The organism is Nocardia gamkensis NBRC 108242 (assembly GCF_001612985.1).
Classification (GTDB): domain Bacteria; phylum Actinomycetota; class Actinomycetes; order Mycobacteriales; family Mycobacteriaceae; genus Nocardia; species Nocardia gamkensis.
Genome location: NZ_BDBM01000018.1, coordinates 18047 through 35806, shown reverse-complemented (window position 1 = coordinate 35806; position 17760 = coordinate 18047). Strand labels below are relative to the sequence as shown.

Below are 17760 nucleotides of genomic sequence, written 5' to 3'. Positions count from 1 at the left end.
GCCGCTACTCGAATTGGGTTGGCGCGCGCCGCAGTTCGATGCGATCGGGCCCGTTCGTCGCCTCCGCATGGGTGTCGGAAGCATTGTGGCCTGGGCGTTTCGTCTGCGTAAGTAGCCGTTCAGTCCGCGGCGCGCAGGGTGGTTCGCAGCACCGAAGTGACGATGGGCAGGTCGAATTCGCCCTCTGCTGTCTCCGGCTGCGCGCGCAGATAGTCCATGATCCGGTCGAGCAATTCGGCCCGTTCCTCGGGTGGGATCACCAATGTGTGCGATTGCGTGCCGATCGTCGCCGTCAGGGACTCTGCCGTGCGCCGATGCCGATGCGGGAACGTCGATCGTTCGAACTCGTGCTCATCGAACAGCGGGTGCGTGGGCAGAACGATTTGTCCGCTCGGTGGCTGGGCCGCCGACACGCTCGACCGGTCGACCTCTTTCAGCCCGGCGACCCACTTCACCGAGTCGTCGGCGGTGTTCCACAGGGCCGCGAGAACGCCGCCCGGCCGCAGCACCCGGAGGAATTCCGGGTAGGCGCGGTCCAAGTCGAACCAGTGGAACGCCTGCCCGGCGATGATCGCGTCCACCGAATCATCCGGGAGCGGGATGGCTTCGGCCGTACCGGTGTGTGCGGGGACGTCCGGGAACCGGCGGATCAGTTCGGCGAGCATGTGCGTGTCGGGTTCCACCGCGATCACCGACGCACCGACGGCGAGAAGACCGCGGGTCAGTTTGCCGGTGCCCGCGCCGAGATCGAGGACGACCGGTGGTCTCCGATCGGCGACACGAGCCAGAGCCCAGCCGATGGCCGCGGCCGGATAGTCGGGCCGGTGCTCCGCGTAGGCCGCTGCACGAGCGCCGAAGGAACCCGCCCTCCTGTTGTGCAGGGCGAGCGCCTCATCGGCATGGTCGTCCGGACTCCCCATCCGTCCCAGTTTACGGATGGGGAGCCGCGGCGGAACCTACGATGCGCCAGGGAGTCTGCGCACGCCCGCGCAGACCTCGGCTGCCAGGTCGTCATATCCGACGGCCAGCTCGGCCAGGCGCTGCCAGGCATCCCATAGATCCCATTCGGAGGCGCTGGCCAGGGCCGCATAGGCGTTCGCGGTGAACTGGGCCAGGCGGTCGATCACGGCGCCGACGGTCTCGGTGTGCACGTGTGCCGCGCCGTGGGCGGGCGGCAGCTGCACCGTGATCCAGCGATCTATGTCACGAATCAAGCTCGCGCGCAACGCGTCTATCTCGTCGAGCGAATCTTGTGCCGCACCGAGCCTGCGTTCGTGCAACGTGGTGAGTTCGTGCGCACTGCGCAGCAGTGGATTGCTCTCCGGCAGTTCGCCTCGGCAGGCTTGCAGTACTTGATGTTTGGCGGGCAGTGCCCCGGTCGTCATCGCGCAGCCGTTCTCGTGCAGGAACGGACGGTATCGACGATGGATGAGCCGGAAGGCCGGAAACCGTTCTGCGGAGCCACGATCCAGTGCCGGTAATCGGAGTCGGCGGCGGCGGGGGATGGCAGGGCGATCTCACCGCCGCTGGGCACGATCGAGACGTTGAGGCGGAACAGCTCGGCGAACAGCCGGACGTCGTCGGGTAGATCGGGGCGGGTCAGAAAGGTCCACCGTTTGGACCGGACGTGCGAGATGATCGGACCCAGGCCGATTCGTCGATGGGTGAGATCGTCGCGCACTTGCTGCCCCAATGCGGCGGGCATCGTGATCGCGCCGACGAATCCGGCGCGTAAGACGATTCGGCCGATCTCCGGATGAACTCCGGCGGGCAGATCGCAGGTGTGTCGATAGAAGGCGCATCGGGCGGTCGGGGTGTCCGCCAACGCCAGTTGGTCCATGGGGCCCTCGGGTAGCTTCGGGTGACTTTTTCCAAGCCGCTCGGACGGTACTGCGGCATCGATGCTGTGATCCGGTACACCGTGCGAGCGTTGTTTCAGTAGAGCACTCCATGGAGCGGATCAAACATTCCGTTCAATTAGTTCTCCAGAAATTCGTTTGCGTGCTGGTTACCGGCGGGTTGCGTTGACCGGCCGGGGGCATGGCGCCGCTCCCCGTTCACTTCGGCATACGCATGACCTGGTCAAATGACCTGTGGCGATGCGGGGCTCGGGGGTGCCGGGTATTTTGTTCACCGCCGCCGCTGACGCATGTGCTACCTTGCCGCAAATCCGCGCCGCGACAGGCGTATCCGGAGCCACGTCAGGGTGTCGTACGGAAGAACAGCACGCGGTCGCCGTGCTCGGACAGCGGCGTGTCGACACTGATCTGGCGCAGGCCGCAGTCCGGCAGATAGGTGAGGTTGGCGAACACCTTGGTGTTGCCGAAGGCCGCGCGCAGCTTGCTCTCGGTCGCCCGGTCGGGGTTGTACAGAGCCAGCGTCTCGAAGTTCATTGGCGCGAGCGGTTTCTCGAGGGGCGCTTGCCCGGCCGGACGGCCGAGCGCGGCGTACTGGGTAGCCGCGCCGTGCTCGTACCAGCACAGCTCATAGGCCACGTTATCGGTCACCGTGATCGCCGCGACCGGCCAGTCCTGGGACAGGCGCAGCGCCAGTGGGTTTTTCGCCACCGGCGTGAGTTCCCAGTTCAGGCTCATGATCGTGACCCAGCCGCCGTAGGGCTGGTCGATCAGCACGATGTCGTCACCGAGGGTGGGGGAGGTGTTCAGCTCGGGCTCGCGGATCTTCCACTTCGACTCGTGCGTACCGAGGTAACTTTCCCGGTCGAGGGGGTAGGCGTCGTCGACGGCATAGGCCGCGATGATCGCGGCGCGTACCTGGGCTATTGCGTCTCGTGCGGGCAAGTACACGCTCAGCGCGCCGAAGGTGGAGCCGATCTGCACGGGCGTGGCCGGCTGATCCTGTTCGGTACCGGGCGCGAGCGGGCGCAGGCCGACCAGGGCCAGCTTCCAGTTGATCTCCTCGACGGTCGACAGGTCGCCGGAGGACTTGAACATGACCTGCTGCTGGGTGAGCCGTCCCGCCTGTTCCAGCGTGCGGCAGCCCAGTTCCACCAGCGCCCGGTGCGATTTCGGGGTGAGATCGAGGTCTTGAATACCGCACGCGCGCAGCCGGATCGACATGGTGGTCGAGGTGAACGCGGCATACCGCTCCCGGTACATGGCGATGGCCTGCTTGCGCGACCGGCCGACCATGAGCGTACGCAGCAGCGTGCTCAAACTGGCCAGGTATTTGCCGGACAGTTCCGGGTTCGCCGCGGCCAGGGCGGCGCGGATGCGGGCCGCCTCCTCGGTCGCGGCGACGGCGGCGTCCTGGTCCAGCCTGCCCAGCCAGACGCCGCATTTGGACAGACCGTCGGCGCACGGGCCCGCGACCTCGGGATGCTCGCGCGCCACTTGACGGTAGACATCACAGGCACGACGGATCGTCGTGGTGGCCAGTTCCCTGCGGCCGCTGTGCCGTGCCGCCTGCTCGAAGGAGCGCAGGGCGTCGTTCAACTCACCCGCCAGGCGGGCGGTCAGCACTTGGCCCCTGGACAGCAGGCGCAAGCGGATCGCCACCGCTTCCTCGGCGGGCGCAAGCGCCTCCCGGGTGCGATCGCGCATCGAACCGTTGGTCTTGGTGGCGATCAGTCCCTTGGCGAGTTCGCCGAGGGAAGTGGCCAAGCGCAATTCGGATTCGACCGTACGGTCGAGTGCCGCATACCGATCCGCGGCGATCTGGCGCTCCATCGCGTCCAGATCCATCGCGCTCCTCGTTTCCAGCATGATCCTCCGCCAACGCGCGGCAACCGCGCAACATAACCTTCTGCGCACCGAGTTTGTCACGCTTGCCGCCTGCGCGCACCTGTATCCGGCCAGGCAGGCGGGGTCGTTCGGCGGACCGCCACCCGTGTGACGGCAACTGTGTCAGCGGCAGGCATGATCGAGGGTTGTGCGAGCCCTGTTGCAGCGCGTGAGTTCGGCGCGGGTGACCGTCGACGACCAGGTCGTCGGCCGGATCGACCCGGCGGCCGACGGTGTCCCGCACGGCCTGGTCGCCCTGGTCGGCGTGACGCACTCCGACACCGAGGCGACCGCGCGGGCCCTGGCCGACAAGGTGTGGCGGTTACGCATCCTCGACGGCGAGCGCTCGGCCGCGGATCTGCGCGCCCCGATCCTGGTGGTCAGCCAGTTCACGCTGTACGCGGACACCAAGAAGGGCAGGCGCCCGTCCTGGTCGGCGGCCGCTCCCGGCGCGATCGCCGAACCTCTTGTCGACGTCTTCGCGCACGCGCTGCGCGAACTCGGCGCAACAGTCGCTACGGGGCGATTCGGTGCGCACATGCACATCGACTTGGTGAACGACGGCCCGGTCACCGTCATGCTGGAGTTGTGAACCGGAGTCGTATTGCCCCGAAAATTGGGGTCCCCCGCGATATTTCGTGAGCCGGCCGCGCCCTACCTGCGGCGGCGCCTGCCCGCAAACGCCGAGGAACATCCCGTTCACGTTGGCGTCACTGGTGATTAGTCATCCGGTGTTACCGTCGGTGGGAAGGACTCGAGGGTGGAGGAGCGGACGCGATGGCGGACAATGTCGAATTCGATGAGCATCTGTTCCGCAAGGCGGCCCGGAAAACGGGGCACGTCGAGGACCGGATCACCGGCATCATCGACAAGTTGAGCACGTCGATCGCTTCGCGCGGAAACTGCTGGGGCAACGACACGATAGGCCGCAACTTCGCCAACGGCCCCGATGGTCAGGGCGGTTACACCACCACCAGGGACAACCTGATCAAGGGTGCGCGCAATGTGGCGGGCACGTTCGACAACTTCAGTGAAGGACAGACGAAGACCGCCGACCTGCTGCGCGACATGGAGCACGGCAACCGCGACGGCATCCGCTGAGCCCGGGGTTCACCGACCGATGACGAACGAGCAAGCCAAGGCGGATCTGGCCGACATCCTCGACGGCGTCCAGGAGCAGATGCGGATCATCGCACGGTTGCAGCAGGAGCGCGCCGAGCTGACCGGCCGCGCGACGGTGCGCGGCAAGCGGGTGACGGTGGTCGTGAACGCCGACAACACGGTCATCGAGACCCAGTTCGGGCCGAACATCGAAGACCTCGGCTACGCCGAGATCGCCAAGGCGATCACCGACGCCGCGCAGCAGGCCAGCGCCGACGTGGCCCGCAAGACCCGGGATCTGATGGCGCCGCTGGACAATCATCGGGCGCGGATGCCGAAGCTGTCCGACCTGGTCGAGGGCATGCCGGAGGTGCGTGCGCCGGAACCGGTCCCCGCCCCCACGGCGCCGCCGAACGCGAAAGAGCGCAGGGAGTTCTCCGATGGCAGCGGCATGCGGTTCACCGATACCGAGACCGTAGAACGCGACCGTGGTGGATCGGTCACCGATTCCAGCTGGTGAGCTCGGTAACCGGGCCGGGGGATCGAGGTAGCCGCCGATGGCCATCGAGCTGCCCGCCGTACTGAAATACCTCGAGCCGATCGTCGGCATGGAGTGGCCCGAGGGCAACGAGGACCAGATGTGGGCCTTGGGCGGGGACTGGCGCACCGCCGCGAGCGAATTGCGGTCGGTCATCCCCGATATCGAGGCGGCCAAGAGCGCGTCGATGACCGCATATCCCTCGGGCGACGGCTACACGGAGATGGTCAAAGCCTTCGACAGCTTCCTGACCTTCGGCGGTGGAAACCCGCAGGACGACCAGACGCTGTCGAAGCTGGCCGATTACTTCAAGGAGATCGGCGACTCCGCCTACGACGTCGGCACGGAGATCGAGTACGGCAAGCTGATGTACTGGTCGTCGCTGGCGCTGCTGGCGGCCGAACTGGCCGCGTCGTTCTTCTCCGGCCCGTTCAAGCCCGCGGTGGACGCGGCGGCGATCGCGGCGACCCGGATCGCGGTCCGCATCATCGGCCAGCGGTTGGTGCAGGCGGTGATCCAGCGGGTCGGTCGGATCGTCGCGAACCGGTTCGTGAGCTTCATCCTCAGGCACGTCGCGATCGACACGATCCTCGGCACCATGCAGGAACTGGGGGTGCAGGCCTACCAGGTGGAGCAGGGCCACCGCAAGAACATCAACGTCGAGCAGGTCGTCGTGACCGCCGTCAGCTCGGCGGCGGGTGGCGCCGCGGCGGGACCGCTCGGCGAGAAGCTCGGCCATGCGCTGACCCGGCGGTTCGGCCCGGGTTTCAATCCGTTCCTGCACGGCGCGATCACCGGGACGACGGCGGGATTGGCCGGCGCGGGAGCGGGTTTCGTGGGCGCGACCGCGACGCAGTTCGGCTTCGACGCGGTGACGGACGGATGGGACCGGGCGCTGCAGAACCTGGGGAACACGCCGGTCGATTGGCGGATGTTCACCGCGGGCGCGTCCAACGGCGCGATGACCAGCGTGGCCAAGGTCGGGTCCGCGCGCATGTGGAACAAGCTGATGCCGACCACGATGAGCCGTCCCGACCTGGGGACGCGCCTGGACAATCTGTTCGCCGACGCGAGCGGGCCGCGGGTGGGGTACCGGCCTGATGGGGCTGCGACGCCTGGTGCGGGCGACGGCAGCGGGCCGACGCCCGGCGCGGGGACGCAGAACCTCGCGGGTGCGTCGAACACTTCCGGGGCATCGAACGGTGCGGGCGCCCCGCGCGCTGGGATGCCCGCCGCCGCGAACGGCAGCACTGGCTCGGGAAGCTCCGACACTGCGCGCTCCGGCGCCGGTGACAGCGGTACTGCCAGGGGAGACCAGGTTTCGAGTGCTGCTTCCGACGGGACACGGCAGGACGGTAGCGAGACCGGGCGGAACGGTGAGTCGAGCACTCCGGAGCGGTCGGCCGGTGAGCAGGGGGCGTCCGGTGAGCAGGGCGCCTCCGGTGAGCGGGCGTCGTCGGGTGAACAATCCGCGTCAGGGGAACAATCCGCGTCGGGGGAGCAGTCCTCCTCGGGTGAACGGTCTACGTCGGGGGAGCGGTCCGCGTCTGGTGAGCAGTCGCCGGGTGAGCAGTCCTCCTCCGGTGAACGGTCCACGTCGGGCGAACGGTCGGCGTCCGAGACCGGTGCGGGTCTCGCCGATGAAGGACGGCAAGACCGCGGGGCCGGTGTCGACCGGTCCGAAGAGCCGAATATCTCGGCGGGCCAACAGGACAGGGTGGCGGGCGATGCCGCGGGTACGCAGCGCGGCACCCTCGACGGCGTACAGAATCCTGAGACGCGGCCGGTGTCCGATACTCCGCAGGCGAACGTCACGCCGGTCGCGGGCGCACCGCTGACCGGTCCGGCGGCCACTCCGCCGGCTGGGTCGACCACGGGTGCGCCACCGTCCACCGGTGTGGCACCCGGCGCCACGCACGCGTCGCCCGCTTCGACGGGATCGAGCGATGCACGGTCCGCGGCGTCCGCGGATCCGCGTCCTCAGAACGCCACGCCGGACAGCAGGGCCGCCGCCGACCGGGGACGAGCCGGTGTCGCGGATCGCTCGTCCGCTCCCGTCCGCGACGAGCCCGCGGTGCGAGCGGGCAAGACCGACTCCGAGGCGCCGCGAGCCGAATCCAGGCGCGAGGCCGGTGCGACCCGCCAGGTCGGCGAGACGCGCCAGGACTCTGCCTCGCGCCAGGACGGTGCCGCGCGCCCGGCGGGCGAGACGCGCCAAGCGAGTGCGGACCGACCGGAGGGCGAGACGTCGCGCTCCCGCGACAAGCCGGAATCCGACGGCGACCGCCGCGACACCGCCGAACCGGTCGTGCTGCCGCTCGCGGGTGACACGGGTGAGACCAGGCCGGCGCGTCACCCGGGTCCGGACACCGATCGTCCGGCCCGTAGGGACTCCGGCGAGTCCAGGCCGGCGCGCCGTCCGGGTTCCGACACCGATGACCCGGCGCGCAGGGACTCGGATGAAACGTCACGGAACGATCCGGAGTCCGATGCCGCACAACAGGAGCCGGGGAACCGCGGGGAGTGCGCTCGGCTCTCGCTCGAGGAGATCCGGCAGGCCACCGGGAGCGATACCATCCGGCCGCCGGAGGAGCCGGTCGGCCCGCGCGGCATGTCGCTGCGCGACATTCAGGATGCCGCGGGCGGCCGCCTGTGGGACTACCCGGACAGCGGACCGGACCACCCTCGCCACCAGGCCATCGCCGACGAACTGCTGCGGATGGCAAGGGGAATGGACCCGCGCGATATCGCCGAAGGCAGGGTTCCGCGCGCCCTCGTGGTGGACGAATACACCGGCCCGGTCGACGAGCACGGGGTCGGCGCCCATGCCTACACCCTGGCCGTGCGCATGCACCCGGACACCGGCGAATTCCACATCGACGTGTCCGATCCGGGAGCCGACAGCCGCAGGGGATTCCCGCCGGACGTGCCGATGGATCTCCGCGCGGTCTCGGCCATGCTGTTCGACGGTCAGGGAAAGGTGGTGCCGCCCACCGGATCCGACCCGCGTGTGCGTCCGACCGACGATCGCCCGATCTACCGGCCCGACGGTGAGATCGCCGGTCGGCGCGACGACGAGACGCCGAAGCAGTTCCGGGCGCGGATGCGGGCCGAGATGGCCGATATGCACTCCCGGCGGGCAGCCGAGCAGGCGCGGCAGCTGCGCGACCTGGTGGACCGCATCGATGACGCGGATCTGCCGGAGGGAGTGTCGAAACGGTCGTTGCGGATCAGGGCGGCGCAGGCGGAATGGCATGCCCGCGAGTTCCGCAAGAACGCCGATACCTGGTGGCGGGTCGCCGGTGGACGGCCCGCGGACGATGCGCCGATACCGCCGCGATCACCGTCCGACCCCGCTCCGGAACCGGATCCGGCACGCACCCGTGATGATTCGAACCTTCCCGACCCGGCGCGGATTCCGCCGGGCGATGATTCGAACCCGCCGGAACCGGCGCGGATTCCGCCGGGCGACCGCGATCGGGATGCACCGGACGAGGCGAATCGACCATCCGATCCGGCGACCCCGCCGCACCACGCGGACGACGAGGCGCCGGAGCCGGGCGATCGGAAGGTGGCACCGCTGGACCGCGACGGTCCGGAGGGCGACGACGCGGCGCAGCCCTCGCGCGACCGGACGCTCGACGAGACCCCCGACTTCCTCGGTGAATCCGACGAGGCCGAGCATCGGTTGGAAAACGGCGCCGACGAGGATGTTCCGGCGGGTATGTACCGCGACGCCGATGGACTGCTGCACAAATTCGGTGATCGCCCCGACTCCTACCGCGACCCGGACGGCACGTGGCATCACGAGGACGACGATCCCGGCACCTACCGCGACGACACCTTCCGGCTGCACGACGAGCCGACCAAGGAATACCTCCCCGATCATCTGACGAAGCGGCCCTACCGGTTCATGGCCGATCCCGGCCCCGCTCAGCGATACACGGTGGTCGATGACGTGATCGCCCGCCAGATCGCGAAGACGGTCACCGAGCGTGCGACATTGCAGTCGCAACGTGACACGGCCAATGACATGGTCAAGGGTCATATGGCGGAGTTCGGGATCGAGAAGATCAGCGACCTGGCCGAGGAGAAGCTCCGCAAGCGGGTGGCGCATCTCGAGGCCGAGATCCTCGAGTCCGACCTCTCCGACGACGAGAAGCTAGCCAAGCTGGATCGTCTCGGCGAGATGGCGCGCAACGCGGCGGAGTTCGACCGGCTGGGTCCGTTGCTGAACAAGGCGTCGAAGACGCTCGGCGAACTGGGTGGCCGGGCATTCGGGCTGGATGGGGACAAGTGGCCGGGCGCGGTGCTGCTTACCCCGTTCGAGGGCGCCATCGATGGCGCCGATACCGTCGACATCGCGGTGCTGGTCCCCGGCGTGAACGGTGAGCCGCCGAAGCTGCTGGTGATCGAGGCCAAGGGCGTCGGTGCGACCCTCAACGGTTCCAAAGTCGCCGAAGCGCAACAGGGTTCACCGGAGTATCTGCGCCGCACGGCGGCGATCGACAAGAACCTGCGGCGGATCCTGACCGAGACGCCCGAGGAGATGGCAGCGCGCGGTGTCGATCCGGACGGCGCGAAGGGGCGGGCGCTGCTGCGGGCGCGTGAGCAACTGCTCCGAGCTCATCGGGACGGGACGCTGGGGGTCGAATACCACCTCGTGCACGCCACGAAGAACGGCGACATCACCTCTCGCCGATTCGATCTCACCCGAGACGGCGAGCTGGTGCGGATCGATGTCATCGGCGGCATCGCATCGCCCGCGCTGGTGCGGATACCGGGCCAGGCGCCGTCGGCCGGTACCTCGGTTCGTGCGGCGGACACCCCGGTAAATGACGCCGCCGCCCCGGCGCGTGCTGCCGCCGAACCGCCGCGCCACACCGCCGAAGCGCCACCCGACCCCGACGAATCAGCCGTTGCGCGGGATGGCGACAGCGACGCGGAGGACGCCCGCGACGCGGAGTTGCTCGGTGTATCGGGCGAGGACGAATGGTCGCACCTGAGTCCGGAGGAGGTCGGCGAGCGGCTGCAAGAGCACCTGCGTGAGGCGATGGACCGTCCCGACTTCGAGGTCTTCGGGTTCGACCTGTCCGGTCTCAATCCCGAGGTGGTGCGCGAATACGCCAGGGCCATGGTCGATCTGTTCGATCGATTCCCGGCCGTGGACCTGCGCAGCATCGGTATCGGCGGTCTGCCGCCCGAGGTGATCGGCATGGCGCAGCCGCGGCTGGACTCTTCCGGCCGCATGTTCACCGAATCGATCGTCCTCAGCTACGACCACGCGAGCAGCGCGCAGACGTTCCGCGATCGGATGCGGCTCGGTGTCGACAACGGGCGGTTCTCCCCGGAAGTGCTGCGCCGTCCCGTGCGTGCCGTCGTCGCGCACGAATACGGGCACGCGCTCGACTACGCCGGTCAGCAGAGCGCGCGCCATCGCGCCGAGGAATATCTGTACGAGCGCTACCTGGACGACGACACTCGCGACCCGGACCTCGCGTTCGGGGACTGGCTGCACCAGCTCAGCGGCCACAGCTTCGACCGTGAAGGCACCCTGCGGCCGGAGGAGGCGCTGCCCGAGGCGTTCGCGGACCGGGTGCTGCGCGGCGACGCCGACGCCGACTCGGTGAGCGCCCCCGCCCGTGCACTGCACGATCTGCTGACCCGCTCGGCCGCCGAGCCGCCGGAGACCGGTGACGCGCCCCTCTCGCTCGAGCCGGACCACGTGGATCTTCCGGACGATGGCCCGGGTGCGGACAAGTCCCCCAACGGTCCGCCGCGTGCCGCGTCGTCACCCGACGAGTCGCGCGGCGGGCCGAAGCCGGGCGATCGCGAGGTCGCGCCGTTGCGACGCGACGATGCTGTGAACGACGAAGCGGCGCAACCACCGCGGACTGCCGACGACCACGACGACTCGCTCGGCCGCGACGGGGACGTCCTGTTCGAGGACAATGGGCCGGACGGCCCCCGCCGCACGGGCAACCCGGTACGCGATGTGGTCGAGTTCTTCCGGGAACAGCGTGATTGGCCCAGCCAACGCGATGCCGACCCGCTCACCGACGCCGAGGCCGAGCACGTCCGCCGACTGGCCGAGGCCCTTGGCCTCGACGAGACCTTCACCGACCTGCGCGATCCGCTCGCGGCCTTGGCCGAACTCGCCGAACTCGCCGGAGCCCGTGGCTTCCTCGACGATGCCGACGGCCCCCGTATGCGCTTCCCGGACGATTTCGAGCCGCTCACCAGCGACGAACGCTACGGCGACGAACAGTTCTGGCTGTCCGAGGCAGACGACGACGGACTGCGCGAAGTGCGGGCCGACCTGCGCCGTGCTGGCCTGCCGGTCGAGGAACCACGACCACATCAACTGCCTGCCGCACCGGCGAGCCCCGTGTCCGTTCCACCCGCTCCTACCGACCTGAAACGCGCGACTGCGCAGAGGGATACGGCGGCCCGGGAGTTGGCGGACGCACAAGCCGATCTCGCGGAGGCTCGGCGTGGTCTGCCGTTGAACGACGAGGATCTGACGCCGGGCGCGTTGGACGATGCCCTCGCAGACCTGCGTTCGCGGTCGATGCGGCTGGATGAACAGGGCGCCTGGCAGGACCGGCTCACACAACTCGAGCGCGCGGCCAGGCGCGTGTTCGATGCCCAGGACGAGCTCGCCCACGCCGAAGACGTGGTGCGTCAGGCCGATCGGGCAGCCGGGCACCGGTTCGATGCCGACGCGGAGCGTTTGTCCGCTCAGCGAGATGCGGCGGCACGTGAGTTGGCCGATGCGCGGGCTGCTCTCGCGGAGGCCCGGCGGGATCTGCCGGTAGACGACGATGATCTGACGCAGGGTGCCTTGGACGATGCGATGGAGAGACTGCGCTCGCGCACGATGCGGGTCGAAGAGCAGCAGCCATGGCAGGACCGGCTTACCGGGCTCGAGCACGCCGCCCGGCGCGTATTCGACGCCGAAGCGGAAGTGGCCCGCCTGGATGACGCGCTCGCGCAGGCAGCCGAGGCACACGCGAAAGACGCGGGCTCCGAACGCGATGCACAACTGACGGAGCGTGTGCCCGAGGGGGCGGCCCCCGACGGCGAGGCGCCTACCGGCCCCGAATCTCGAGCCCCGCGCGCCGAACCGATCGAGCAGACTCGCGACCGGCTGGCGCGCCGCTTCGGACTCGACGAGACCGACCTGTCGCCGGAGAACCTCGGCGCGACCATCGCCGATTTCCGGTACCGAAATCTGTTGCGCGCCGGTGCGGTCGAGGCGATGGCCACGGCGACCGAGCGGGCCCGCGCCGTTCGCGACCCCGATCTGCGCGCGCAGGTGACCGCGGCCCGCGACACCTGGGCGCGGCGGCTCCGCATCGATCCCGCGGATCTGGAGCGCGATCCGGAGGGGACGGTGTCAGACGCCCGGGCCGCGGTGCGCCACGAGGCGGAAGCCATCGCGGACCTCGCCGACGCCGTCCGAGCGGCGCGTGGGCAGACCGGTGCCGAACCGGGCGCGACCCGCCGCTACACCCTCGAAGTCGATGGCGAGCGGGTGCCCGCGCGTCTGGTCGCGGACGAGAACGACGGATGGCGGGTCGAGGTACCCGAACGTCTCGACGCCCCCGCGCCGGCCGACACGACCGTGCCCGCACCACGGGAACCGGCGCGACCGAAGTCACGCCTGCGCCGCCTGTGGGAGGCATTGAACACCGGATTCCGCGGTCAGAACCCCAAGTACCCGTCCGGCTCCGGCATCGACAGCGCGGGCCAGTCGCTGCTCGCCCACGAAGCGGGGCTGCCGCTGACCAAGCACTACGATCCGACACCCGCGCCGGGTGACGAATACGAGGTGATGCAGACCAAGTTCAGCCCGGTCCGCATCATGAAGGAAGCCGTCACCATGTGGCGCAAGCGCGAACTCGTTCCGCTGCTGAAGCGCCTCACCTCCCGGGTCGACAACCGGGCGGGCGAGTACGGCACACCGCTCACCCGCGACGGCGAGGAGTACCGGTACTGGCTGGAGGAGGCCGATCCGGAGCTGGTGCGCCGGGAACTGGGGGTGGAACTCGACGAGCTGAAGCGGCAGGCCGAGGACGCCCGCGCGATCGCGGCGCCGGATTCCAGGCCGGAGCCGCCCGACGGCGAGGCGCCCGACACCATGCCGCACCCGTCCGAGCGGTCCGGCGAGGAGCTGCCCGCCGGGGCCGGTGAACTCGCGGACTGGCTGCACGAGCTGTCCGAGGCGTCGGTCCGGCGGCAGGAACTGGCCGACGCCCTCGCCGCCGCGGCCGACGCCCTCGGCGTCGACCTCGGGGCACCGACCGCCGAGAACGTCCGCCGAGCCATCGATCTGCTGCGGTATCAGCAGATCCGCCGGATCGGCGCGCTCACCGGTCTCGCCGAGGCGTCCCGCCGATACAACGCCGAAGACGGGCGGATCCCCTACAGCGACGAGGTCGGCTTCTTCGACGCCAACCCGATGAACCGGTTCCTGGGTGAGGTCGTGCGCGCCTTCGGCGGCGATCCCACCCTGCTGGACTGGAAGGGCGTCAACAACGGCGGCGAGCCGAGCCGCGAGTGGGGCGACCTCTACGACACCGACCAGCCGGGCCAGGACCAGGGTCTGCGCACGTTCTTCGAGAACGCGCTGCGCCGCGACCAGATCAACGACGAGCGCTCCGTGTGGGCGCAGCTGCTGGGCACCGATCTGCACGCGCTCGACGCGAATCAGCTGGCGAACGCGCTCGCCGAGGAGATGGACCGCATCCGCGAGCACGCCCGCGGCCTGACCGATCTCCTCGCCGACGCCGAGGAGTTCCTGCGGGCCGACGCCGCGGCGGACGAACTCACCGGCGTGATCGGTGATATGGCCGGGCGGGAGTGGGTGCTCGCGCGGGGCGGCGCGCTGCTCGAGGACGGCACCGGGCTCGGCTTGGTGCCCGGCGAGCCCGGCGGGCCGATGCGGTTGGTGGTGATGGACGGCAGACTCGACCACGATCGGGTGATCGCCGACGCGCTCGCGGCGCACCCACGGCTCGCCGAAGCCGTCAACGAGGGCATCGTCGAGATCCACTACCTGGTCACCGATGTGCAGGCGGGGCAGGAACGGATCGTGATCGCCGACGGCGGGGCGACGGGGGTGCGTCACTTCGCGGGCGAGGTCGAGGGACGCGGGCTGGACGTGACCGTGGTGAACGACGGCGACGGTTGGCGCGTCGTGCCGGACGCTCCGATGGAACCCGACGCTCGCCCCGCCGTCGATGAGGCGCCGGAATCGTTGTCGCGGGCAGAGATCCGCGTCGGCATCGACGAACTGGCCGAGCGCCTCGGCATCACCGCGGCGGAGCTGGCTTCGCCCGGCCTGCTCGCCGAACGGCTCGCGGTGCTGCACGACGAGAACGCGATTCGCGCAGGCCAGATCGAGGCGATCATCGACTACGCGCGCACCGCCTGGGACATCGACACCTACCACCAGGTCGGCGACGCGCGGAATCTGCTGGCACACCGGCTCGGCCTGGACACCGCCGAGATGACACCGCCGCGCCTCGCCGAGACGGTCGCGGACCCGGATATCCGTAACGCCTTGCGCCAGCAGCGGGCCGAGGCGCTGGTCAAGTACGCGAAGCTGTTGCGCGGCATGGACCGGGGCGCGATCGATGCCGCGAACGATCGGCTGGTCCGCCGCATCGACGCCTTGCCGGGAACCATACGGATCACCGGCATCGCGCAGCTGGGCGAGGTGATCGCCAATCTATCGCAGCGGCCGAATCTGCACCCGGACTTGGTCGACGCGCTCACCGACTACGCCGACGCGCTCGCCGCCGTGGATGTGTTCGACCCGCGCGCCCACGGCGATCAGGCGATCGATCCCCGCGTGTCGGATGTCGAGTTCCCGGTGCACGACAAGGCCGTCCGGCATCTGCTCGACGTCATCGGCGACGTCGCCCATCTCACCGAGGCTCCCGGCCGCCTCGGCATGCTGGACGGCAGCACCGACCTTCCGCCCGGCCCCGACCGCGGCGCAAGCCGGGACTTCGCGCGCCTGGTCGGCGTCGACCTGACCGACGCGGGCCCCGAGCGGTGGGCCGAGGTCTACGAGGTCTACCGCGACGGCAAACTCGACCAGAACGAGCGACTGACTCCCGCCCAGCTCGCCCAGGTGCAGGCCGAACTGCGCGCCGAGGTGGTCCAGCGCGCCGACGACATCGCCGCCCTCGGCGACCTCGTCCAGCGAGCCGCCCGTGCCGACCTGGAGCACCTGTCCGCCCAACGGGATGCGGCGGAGCGCGAGTTGGCGGACGCGCGAGCCGATCTCGCGCAGGCTCGCCGTGGTCTGCCGGTCAACGATGAGGATCTGACGCGGGAGGCGTTGAATGATGCGCTCGACGGCCTGCGTGGTCGCACGATGCGGGTGGATGAGCAGGGTCCGTGGCAGCGGCGGGTCGCGCAGCTGGAGCGCGCGGCCCGGCGTGTGTTCGACGCCGAGGATGAGGTCGCGCGGTCGGACGACGCTCTCGAACAGGCCGATCAGGTGACCAGGACAGCACTGATCGGTCGCGACGGCGAAGCTGTTCCGCCCACGGAAGATGGTGCGGCTGAGAGCCCTACACGTGCCGAGGTGGCGCGTCTGTCCGCGCAACGGGACGTGGCGGCGCGAGCCCTGGTGGATGCGCGGGCCGATCTTGCCGAGGCTCGGCGTGGTCTGCCGGTCAACGATGAGGATCTGACGCGGGATGCGTTGGATGATGCGCTCGATGGTCTGCGTGGTCGCTCGATGCGGGTGGATGAGCAGGGGCCGTGGCAGGAGCGGGTTGCGGGTCTCGAGCGGGCGGCTCGGCGTGTGTTCGATGCCGAGGATGAGCTCGGCCGGGCTGAAGCCGCTGTGCGGGAGGGTGATCGGGAACGCTCCACGCATCGTTCTCCGCAGGCGGGGGAGTCCGGTTCGCGGGCGGCTCGCGGTGGCGGGGAGACGAATGGGGGCGCTTCTCGTCCGGCGCGGGGCGGTGGTGAGGATTCGTCGAACAGCGGTGCTCGCGCGCATCGCGATGGTGACGAGGAGTCGTCGGGCGGTGCACGCTCGAACCGCGACGGTGATTCCGAGCCGCCCGAGGGGCCGTCGGCTCCGGATCGGGCACGTTCCCGGCGGATGCCGCCGAACTGGGCGCTGCGCTCGCACATTCCGCATCCGCCGAGGGACTACGAGTTCGAGATGCCCGGCCCGTTCCTGAACGAGGTGGAACCGTGGCCCGTCCCGATGCCGCGGCCGGAACCCCCGAAGCCGCCGAACCCACCCCAACCCCCGTCGCCGCCGCAGCCTCCCGTTGCGCCTCCGCCGCAGCCGCCGACACCTCCGGATCCACCGCAACAGCCGACGCCTCCGGTTTCGCCCACGCCTCTCGAACCGCCGGTCCCACCGGTTCCGCCGGTTCCGCCGCATCCACCGGTACCGCCAGGTCCGCCGACGGAGCCGCCTACGCCGACGGAGCCGTCCACGCCTCCTGCCGCGCCGGTACCACCGGTGCCGCCGACACCGGCGGTCCCGCCGACACCACCGCATCCACCGGTACCGCCAGATCCACCCACGGTCCCGCCGACAACGCCGGTCCCGCCGACAACGCCGGTCCCGCCGACCTCGCCGGTCCCGACGACGCACCCAACGGAGCCGCCCACGCTCTCGTACCCACCCGGTTCGCCGACACCTGGCCAGCCGCCCCCCTACCCCCCGCCTCCGGTACCGCTGCCCCCGTACCCGTCGACTCCGCCCTCGTACCCGTCGATGCCGTATGCAGGACCGTCCGGACCGCCGTATCCCTCGGCGCCACTCGGCCCCCCGGACGCCCCCGGCTATCCCGACGGCGCGGTCCCGCCGGGCATGCCCATGCCCCCGCCCGGCATGCCGATGCCGCCTCCGACGAACGGCAGCCGCCCGACGAACACCCGCGGCCGGCACGGCAACGGGCATCGTCGCCCGGATCGCGGTCTCTTCGTCCGCCCGTTCGCGGGCTTCGGAGTGCCCGCCGAGTTCGACCCGGTCACCGGCGCGCTGCGCGCCAACCCGTCCGAGGCGGGAACGCACAGCGGCGTCTACGGTGAACTCGACGGGGTCTCGGTGGTGTTCTATCGAGATGACGGCCTCGGCCTGCGCGTCGGCGATCGCGCGGTGGATCTGGACGGGCCGGTCGACGTCGAGTGGGGCGCGGTCGGGTGGCGGACCACCCGGTTCGCGGTGGTCGTCGGCGGTGTCGTCTTCTGCGAGCTGATCTATCGCTCGGTGCCGGAGGAGATGGACATCGGCGCGCTGATCCGCGCCGTGCTCGCCGACCCCGTGCGCCGCACCGCGATCTTCGCCGGATGACCGCGAGCCGGCGACGCGACAAGGTAACCATCGACGTG

At 69.9% G+C, this 17760-nt stretch carries 8 protein-coding genes; 4 read left to right on the top strand and 4 right to left on the bottom strand.

Annotation, left to right across the window (positions count from 1 at the left end):
- Positions 1-119: 119 nt before the first annotated feature.
- The 4 genes from NG1_RS16635 to NG1_RS16620 all read right to left on the bottom strand — a co-directional run bounded on the left by NG1_RS16635 (position 120) and on the right by NG1_RS16620 (position 3725).
- Positions 120-920 (bottom strand): class I SAM-dependent methyltransferase, encoded by an 801-nt coding sequence (locus tag NG1_RS16635; protein WP_062971836.1) that lies wholly within the window; start codon positions 918-920, stop codon positions 120-122.
- Positions 921-956: 36 nt separating this feature from the next.
- Complete coding sequence (locus tag NG1_RS16630) at positions 957-1385, bottom strand: DUF4254 domain-containing protein (RefSeq protein WP_040864902.1); 429 nt, start codon at positions 1383-1385, stop codon at positions 957-959.
- On the bottom strand, positions 1382-1840 hold the full coding sequence (locus tag NG1_RS16625; protein WP_062971834.1) for a hypothetical protein: 459 nt from the start codon (positions 1838-1840) through the stop codon (positions 1382-1384). Before NG1_RS16625 ends, NG1_RS16630 begins: the two co-directional genes overlap by 4 nt.
- Positions 1841-2201: 361 nt before the next feature.
- Complete coding sequence (locus tag NG1_RS16620; RefSeq protein ID WP_245659933.1) at positions 2202-3725, bottom strand: hypothetical protein; 1524 nt, start codon at positions 3723-3725, stop codon at positions 2202-2204.
- A 166-nt stretch (positions 3726-3891) separates the two neighbouring features.
- Here NG1_RS16620 and dtd point away from each other — a divergent pair, with 166 nt between their 5' ends.
- The 4 genes from dtd (at position 3892) to NG1_RS16600 (ending at position 17722) form a co-directional block, all read left to right on the top strand.
- Positions 3892-4335: a D-aminoacyl-tRNA deacylase gene (gene dtd / locus NG1_RS16615; RefSeq protein WP_040864905.1), complete on the top strand. Its 444-nt coding sequence runs from the start codon at positions 3892-3894 to the stop codon at positions 4333-4335.
- Between the two features lie 185 nt (positions 4336-4520).
- Complete coding sequence (locus tag NG1_RS16610) at positions 4521-4844, top strand: hypothetical protein (protein ID WP_062971830.1); 324 nt, start codon at positions 4521-4523, stop codon at positions 4842-4844.
- A gap of 19 nt (positions 4845-4863) precedes the next feature.
- On the top strand, positions 4864-5364 hold the full coding sequence (locus NG1_RS16605; protein ID WP_062971828.1) for a YbaB/EbfC family nucleoid-associated protein: 501 nt from the start codon (positions 4864-4866) through the stop codon (positions 5362-5364).
- A 37-nt stretch (positions 5365-5401) separates the two neighbouring features.
- Positions 5402-17722: a WXG100-like domain-containing protein gene (locus NG1_RS16600; protein ID WP_062971826.1), complete on the top strand. Its 12321-nt coding sequence runs from the start codon at positions 5402-5404 to the stop codon at positions 17720-17722.
- The last annotated feature ends 38 nt before the right edge of the window (positions 17723-17760 follow it).